We start from the raw sequence: 6,821 nt of genomic DNA on the forward strand, positions 1-6,821 counted from the left end.
GGCCGGGGCTCGGCGCGGCGGGGCCGCGTGGCCCCGGTTGCGGCCGCGCTACCGCGTCGGCCGCGGTACGGGGCCGGCCGGATGCGCCCGTGGCCGGCGTGCCCCGGGCCGCGGGAGCGCGCCGGGGCACGGCCGGCGGTGTCAGGCCACGGCGGCGATCCGCATCTTGATGTCGTCGGGCGACAGGGTGCCCTTCGCCGTCACATGGTCACCGGAGGACTCGCCGCGCAGCCGTCGCCCGATCCACGGGACGAGGAACTCGCGGGCCCACTGGACGTCGTCGCGGCGGACCTCCAGGGTGCCCCGCGGCGGCAGCAGCGGCCACGGCTGCTCCGGGTCGGCCGGGATCTCCAGGTCGAGCGCCTGCCCGGCCCGCAGCGCCACGCGCGTGTGCCCCTCGGGCGAGAGGTGGAGCCGGTCGCTGTCCCAGGCCCTGCGGTCCTGCACGGACTTCAGGGACCACAGGTCGAGCACGGGACAGCCGTACCGGTCGGCGATCGCGCGCACATGCCCGTTGTACGTGGCGATCTTGCCCCGCAGGTGTTTGAGCACAGGGACGCCCCGGGTGTCGAAGCCGGTGGTCACCAGCACCGTGCCCGCGGCCTCGGCCAGCCGGGCCACGGCCCGCTCGAACCGTTCGGCCAACTCGTCGGGGTCGGTGCCCGGGCGGATGATGTCGTTGCCGCCGGCGCAGAAGGAGACCAGGTCCGGGGCCAGTTCGACGGCCTCGGGGACCTGGTCGGCCACGATCTGGTCCAGCAGCTTTCCGCGCACGGCGAGGTTGGTGTACTGGAAGTCGCCCTCGGGACACCGGTCGGCTAGAAGCACCGCGAACCGGTCGGCCCAGCCGACGAACGCGCCGTCCGGCCCGGGGTCGCCGACGCCCTCGGTGAAGCTGTCCCCCACCGCCACGTACGACCCGATCACTGATCTGTTGTCACTCTTCGAATCGTCTGCCACATCGGACCATGATTCACCTGTTGATGTGACTTACGCGACCGTAGGCGGGGATTGACGAACGGTGAGATGAGACACCCTTAAATAATGTGCCAAGCGCGGAATAGGCCTGCCGTCTGCATTGTTGAGCGTGTGATCGTCGCGCGGGCACACCGCGTACCGGACCGGCGGGCACATCGAAGGCCGGACCCGCGAGCACACCGAAGGCCGGACCCGGGGATCGGGGTCCGGCCTTCGGAGGCGTGTCAGGCGGGTGGTCCGGGGTGGGGCGGTCCTCAGCCGACGGGGACGCCGTGCCGGCGCAGGTAGTCGACCGGGTCGACGTCGGAGCCGTAGTCCGGCGTGGTGCGGATCTCGAAGTGCAGGTGCGGGCCGGTCACGTTGCCGGTGGCGCCCGAGAGGCCGATCCGCGTGCCCGCGGCCACGGCCTGACCGGCCGAGACGGAGAGCTGCGAGAGGTGGGCGTACTGGGCGTAGAGGCCGTCGTCGAGCTTGATGACGACCTGGTTGCCGTAGGCGCCGCCCCAGCCGGCGGAGACGACCGTGCCCGCGGCGACGGCCTTGAGCGGGGTGCCGGCCGGGACGACGAAGTCGACGCCGGTGTGATAGCCGCTGGACCACATGCTGCCGGCCACGTGATAGCCGGTGCCGATGGTGGCGCCGGTCACCGGGAGGGTGTAGCCGGTGGCGGCGGCCGGAGCCGCGGAGGCGGCCGCCGGGGCCGCCTGCGGCCGGGCGGTCCTCGCGGGGGCCGGGGACTGCTTCGCGACCGAAGCTCCCTGCCGGTCGGCCGACGCGTGCTGCGGGGCGGCCGGCCCGGTGCTCTCCCGCGCGGCCTTCTCGCCGAGCGTGAGCTCCAGGCCGGGGTGGATCAGTGACGGGTCGGCGCCGACGGCCTGCCGGTTGTCGTCGTAGAGCCGGTGCCAGCCGCCGCCGACGTGCTGCCGGTCGGCGATCGCCGAGAGGCAGTCGCCGGACTGCACCGTGTAGGTGCGCACGGCCGGGCCCCGGTGCGTCACGGACGTCTTCGCCGCGGCGGGAACGGACTGCGCGACCTTCGGGGGGACGGACTGCGCCGGGGTCGCGGCATGCGCCCCGACGGCACCGAACAGCGGGAGGGCCAGGGCGGCGCCACCGGTGCCGGCGACGGCGACGGAGCGGGAAAAACGCGGGGACTTGGGACGTCGGTGCTTACCCCTCGCGGGCATGGCGCATTCCTCTCCGGCGCCTGCGAGGTCAGCTGTCGGGTTCGGGCTGGAGCCGCCCGGCCGCGCGGTGCGCGGCTTCACCCCCAGCCTGTCGCGGAGACCGGACAGGCAGTCGTACCTGGTGGGTCCCCCGCTCCTGCCGGACACGGGTCATGTGTGCGGGGATTCCGGGCGGCGGCAGGATTCGGCGTTCCGTCCGGATGGGGGCGAACGTAAGCGAGCGGGACGTACGGAGACAAGCGGCCGGTTCCCGGGGCCGACGTTCCGGAAGATCGATGACGCGAAATACCCGTCACCCTCCGTGAATTGCCGGGGCCCGCATTCCTGTGAAATCCGTTGGCCGTATCGGAATTACGTGGACATGACGTGCGACGCTCGGTCACCGGTATGACGCTCCTCACGCCCTGCCGCGCCACACTCCCTTGTTGCGCAGCCAGTTGGAACGAATGCTTCAAATCGGGCAGAGAACTCAGATGCGGCGCAGCCGGAGAACCGTCGCATCGAGGTCGCCTTTCAGGCCGGTGCGCAGTCCGTGGTGCAGCAGGACCGAGCCGCTCAGCACCTCGCCCGTTTCGCGGCATTCGTACGATGCGGTCGGGTCGAGTCCGCGCAGCCGCACCGCCGGCACCGGTTCACCGTAGCTCTGAGCCTGCAGCCACGCGAGGACCACCACCTCGCCGTCGAGGGCGTACTGGACGGCGCTCGAGCCGCCCGCCGGGGGCCGCAGCCGGTACAGCTCGCCACGCTGGACGACCGGGCGGATCTCCTTGTACAGCTCCACCCACCGCCGGGCCTCGGCCAGCTCCTCCGCGCTCCAGCGCGTGAGGTCGCCGCCGACCCCGAGCACGCCTGCCATGGCGCTGACGAAACGGAACCGCAGCGAGCTGACCCTGCCGTTGAGCTGGGTGTTCGGGCTGTCGGTGACCCAGGCCGCCATGACCCGGGCGGGGTGGATCTGGGTGAGACCGTGCTGGATGGCGAGCCGGTCCAGCGGGTCGGTGTTGTCGGAGGTCCACACCTGGTCGGTGCGGCTCATGATCCCCAGGTCGATCCGGCCGCCGCCGCCCGAGCAGGACTCGAAGGCCACCTCGGGATACGCGGCCCGCAGCCGGTCCAGCAGGGCGTACAGGGCGTGCACGTGGTCGGTCCACAGCCGCTGGGGGTACGGCTCGCCGGGCCAGCCGGCGTCGGTGAAGCTGCGGTTGAAGTCCCATTTCACGTAGTCGACCGGGGTGCTGGAGAGCAGGGCGTCCAGCCGCTCCCACAGGTACTCCCGGACATCCGGGCGCGCGAGATTGAGGACGAGCTGATTGCGGAATTCCGTCCGCTTTCGTCCCGGTTGGTGCTGCACCCAGTCGGGGTGGGCGCGGTAGAGGTCGCTGTCCGGGTTGACCATCTCGGGTTCGACCCAGATGCCGAACCGCATCCCGAGCCCGCGCACGCGGTCGGCGAGGGGCTTGAGGCCGTGCGGGAAGCGGTCCGGGTTGGGGGTCCAGTCGCCGAGCCCGGCGCGGTCGCCGGTGCGGGCGCCGAACCAGCCGTCGTCCACGACGAACAGCTCGACGCCGATCTCGGCGGCGCGGCGGGCCAGCGCCGCCTGCTGCTCCTCGGAGATGTCGAAGTGCGTCGCCTCCCAGGAGTTGAACAGCACGGGCCGGTCGCGCTCGGCGCCGGGGATGACGTGCGCGCGCTGGTAGGCGTGCCAGGCCCGGCTCGCGCCCCCGAAGCCGCCGTCACTCCACAGCCCCGCGAAGACGGGGCTGGTGTACGACTCCCCGGGCGCCAGGAGCAGCAGGCCCGAGTCGTCGTACCCGGCGCCCCCGGTGATCTGCACGCGTGCGTCCGGGAGTTGGGCCACGGCGATGCGCCAGGAGCCGGACCAGCCGAGCGCGCAGCCGTAGACCTCGCCGCGCTCCTCGGTGGCGTCGGTGTCGAGGGCCACCCAGGGCAGGTGCTGGTGACCGGTGTGGCCGCGGCGGCTGCCGATGGTCTTCTCGCCGTAGGTGAGGGGGGCGGTGGCGAGCCGGGACTCGGCGGCCCAGCGGCCGTGCAGCTGGGACAGCCGCCAGCCCTCGCGGTCGGGCAGGGTCCAGGTGGCCGCGTCGGCCCGCAGCAACTCCACGCGCCCGTGCCCGTCGTTCGCCACGCCCACCCAGCGCTCCACGACGTCCCCGCGCATCCGGTAGTGCAGGCTGATCGCCAGCCCGTCGTCGGCGAAGCGCAGCCGCAGCTCGTCGCCCTCCGTGTCGTACCCCTCGAAGCCCCACTCGGTGCCGCGGCGCTCGTCGGTGCGCACGGACAGGGCGGGGCGGACGAAACGGGGGCCGCCCTCGACGGGGTACTCCTCGCCGCCGTCCAGCGGGGACTCGAAGGGCCGGTGACCGGACAGCGGAGCGGCGGCCAGCGCCCCGGCGTCGGCGAGCGTGATCGGCGGCCCCCAGTGCAGGTGGAGCAGCTCGTCCGCCCCGGTGAGGTGCAGGGCATAGCTGCTGGTGGGCCCCGAGAGGAGCCAGGTACGACCGTCGTCGGCGATGTGCACCATCGAGACCTCACAGGTGGCAACAGATCCACTCAAGTGCCAACATCATCAGTCCCGGTGACCACGGGTGACAATGCCCTGTGGACAACTCATTGCCCGAGGAAAGCGATGTCGTATGGTCGACGGAGCGCCCGTCGGCAAAGCACGCCGCCGGGGACCCGTCGGGAGGAGCCCCCGTGACGCAGCAGGTCCCGTCGACCGAGCCGGAGCTGGCCGGAGTGCGCAATTTCCGTGACGTGGGCGGACTGCCCACGGTGGACGGGCGGCGGGTGCGACACGGAGTGCTGTTCCGCAGCGGGCACCTCGCGCACGCCACGGCGGAGGACGCGGCCTTCCTCTCCTCCCTGGGGCTGCACACGATCTTCGACTTCCGCAACGCGGCCGACCAGCGGCTGGAGGGCCCGGACGTCGAGCTGCCCGGCGTGCGGAACGTGAATCTGCCGCTGAGCGACCCGGCGGACGGCGCCGAGTTCTGGAAGATGGTCCGCGACGGCGACCTCGACCAGCTGCGCGCGATCCTGGACGACGGCAAGGCCGCGGCCCGGATGACCGCTTCGTACCGGATGATCGTCAAGCAGCGCACCGCCGAGCACTCCCGGGTGCTGCGCGCGCTCGCCGAGGACAGCGTGCCCGCGTTGATGCACTGCGCGGCCGGCAAGGACCGTGCGGGCATCTCCATAGCCGTCACACTCCTCGCCGTCGGTGTGGAGCGCGAGGCGATCGTCGCCGACTACCTGGAGTCCAACGCCAAGCACCGGCGCTACAAGGTCCGTCGCAACGGCAGCGCCGAGACCGCCTACACCCCCGAGGTGATGGATCTGCTCAGCCCGCTCTTCGACGCCCGCGCGGAGTATCTGGAGGCGGCCTTCGAGAGCATCGAGCAGACCTGGGGCGGGTTCGACACCTATCTGGAGCAGGGCCTCGACCTCTCCCCCGAGACCCGGGAACGGCTCCGCGAGCGCCTGCTGAACTGACCGGGCGGGGATCCGGCGGCGGCCTCATGGAGTCCGGGCCGGGCGGGGATCCGGCGGTCTCGTCAAGCCCGGGCCGGGCGGCACGGGCCGTACGGGCAGGGCACGTCCGGCACCGGCCTGTACGGCCACCGCACGCCCGGCACCGGCCGCACGGCCACCGCGCGCTCAGCCCTTGGCGCCCACCGCGAACAGCAGGTAGAGGAACGCGGCCAGAACGTGGCCGAGCGCGATGTAGATGATCAGCCGGATCCACAGGGAACGGGGGAACTTTTCCTCGTAGTTGCTCATGACAGTTCTCCGGTCAAAGGGCCCAGGCACAGCGTGGCCGTGGGGCTCTGCAGCAGGGTGTGGACGAACAGCAGCTCCACGCCGTCGTGGTCCTCGGCGGCGAGGCGGTGCGGGGTGAGCGAGTCGAAGTGCGCGCTGTCGCCGGGCGCGAGCAGGTGCACGGCGTCGCCCAGGCGCAGACGCAGGCGCCCCTGGAGGACGTAGAGCCATTCCTCGCCGGGATGGACGCGCACGATGTCGCCCTGCGAGCCGTACGGCACGCGCACCCGGAGGGCCTGCATACCGCGGCCCGACGCCCCGGCCTGCACATAGGTCCAGCCGCCCGCCCGGGTCGGCTCCATGTCGGCGGCGCGCACGATCGCGTCCCGGTCGGGGACCGTCTCCCCCAGAAGCTCGGAGACCGTCGTACCGTAGATACGGGCGAGCGCGAGGAGCATCGGCAGCGAGGGCTGGCGGTGCCCGGTCTCCAGCCGGGAGAGGTGGGCCGGCGAGAGTCCGGCGTCCCGGGCCGCGGCCTCCAGGGTGAGCCCGGCACGCCGGCGAAGCGCGCGCAGCTGGGGAGCGACGGCGTGCAGCTGCGCGCCAGGCTCCGGCTCCTCGGGAGTGTTCATGTCTCCATTGAGCCCGACAATTGCCCGTCAGGCAATTTCGTTGCCCCAGAGGCAAAGGTGCAGGCAGCCGGCCGAGCTGCGCCCGTGGCGTCCCTGCCCGCGTGCCGCCGGCCGGCCCCGCCTGGGGCGGCCCGGCCGGCGAAACGGTGCTAGTGATCTGGTCTTGAGTTCACGTCTCGCCACGTGAGTCGCGGTTCGTTTCAGATTGCGGTCTGGGCGGTGACAGCGGCTGGCGGCTGCGGTC

The 6,821-nt window shown here is 72.4% G+C and carries 6 protein-coding genes and 1 riboswitch; of the genes, 1 reads left to right on the top strand and 5 read right to left on the bottom strand.

Going from position 1 to position 6,821, the window contains the following annotated elements; all coding sequences use genetic code 11:
- Positions 1 to 141: 141 nt before the first annotated feature.
- The 3 genes from ABVB68_RS36480 to ABVB68_RS36490 form a co-directional block, all read right to left on the bottom strand.
- A complete protein-coding gene (locus ABVB68_RS36480; RefSeq protein ID WP_353605523.1) occupies positions 142 to 927 on the bottom strand; it encodes an SGNH/GDSL hydrolase family protein in 786 nt (261 codons plus the stop codon).
- A 305-nt stretch (positions 928 to 1,232) separates the two neighbouring features.
- Complete coding sequence (locus tag ABVB68_RS36485; RefSeq protein WP_353605524.1) at positions 1,233 to 2,165, bottom strand: M23 family metallopeptidase; 933 nt, start codon at positions 2,163 to 2,165, stop codon at positions 1,233 to 1,235.
- A 4-nt stretch (positions 2,166 to 2,169) separates the two neighbouring features.
- A riboswitch (cyclic di-AMP (ydaO/yuaA leader) is annotated at positions 2,170 to 2,324 on the bottom strand.
- Between the two features lie 310 nt (positions 2,325 to 2,634).
- On the bottom strand, positions 2,635 to 4,707 hold the full coding sequence (locus ABVB68_RS36490) for an alpha-galactosidase (protein WP_353605527.1): 2,073 nt from the start codon (positions 4,705 to 4,707) through the stop codon (positions 2,635 to 2,637).
- A 173-nt stretch (positions 4,708 to 4,880) separates the two neighbouring features.
- Between ABVB68_RS36490 and ABVB68_RS36495 the strand changes: the two genes are divergently transcribed.
- Complete coding sequence (locus tag ABVB68_RS36495) at positions 4,881 to 5,678, top strand: tyrosine-protein phosphatase (protein ID WP_353605525.1); 798 nt, start codon at positions 4,881 to 4,883, stop codon at positions 5,676 to 5,678.
- Between the two features lie 165 nt (positions 5,679 to 5,843).
- Here the strand turns inward: ABVB68_RS36495 and ABVB68_RS36500 are convergent, their stop codons facing one another.
- Both ABVB68_RS36500 and ABVB68_RS36505 read right to left on the bottom strand, forming a co-directional pair.
- Entirely contained in the window at positions 5,844 to 5,966 is a 123-nt protein-coding gene (locus ABVB68_RS36500) for a DUF6126 family protein (protein WP_116144545.1), read from the bottom strand.
- Positions 5,963 to 6,577, bottom strand: a complete 615-nt coding sequence (locus ABVB68_RS36505) for a helix-turn-helix domain-containing protein (RefSeq protein ID WP_353605526.1) — start codon at positions 6,575 to 6,577, stop codon at positions 5,963 to 5,965. Before ABVB68_RS36505 ends, ABVB68_RS36500 begins: the two co-directional genes overlap by 4 nt.
- Positions 6,578 to 6,821 lie beyond the last annotated feature (244 nt).

The sequence above is a fragment of the Streptomyces sp. NPDC096012 genome (assembly GCF_040426375.1).
GTDB lineage: Bacteria > Actinomycetota > Actinomycetes > Streptomycetales > Streptomycetaceae > Streptomyces.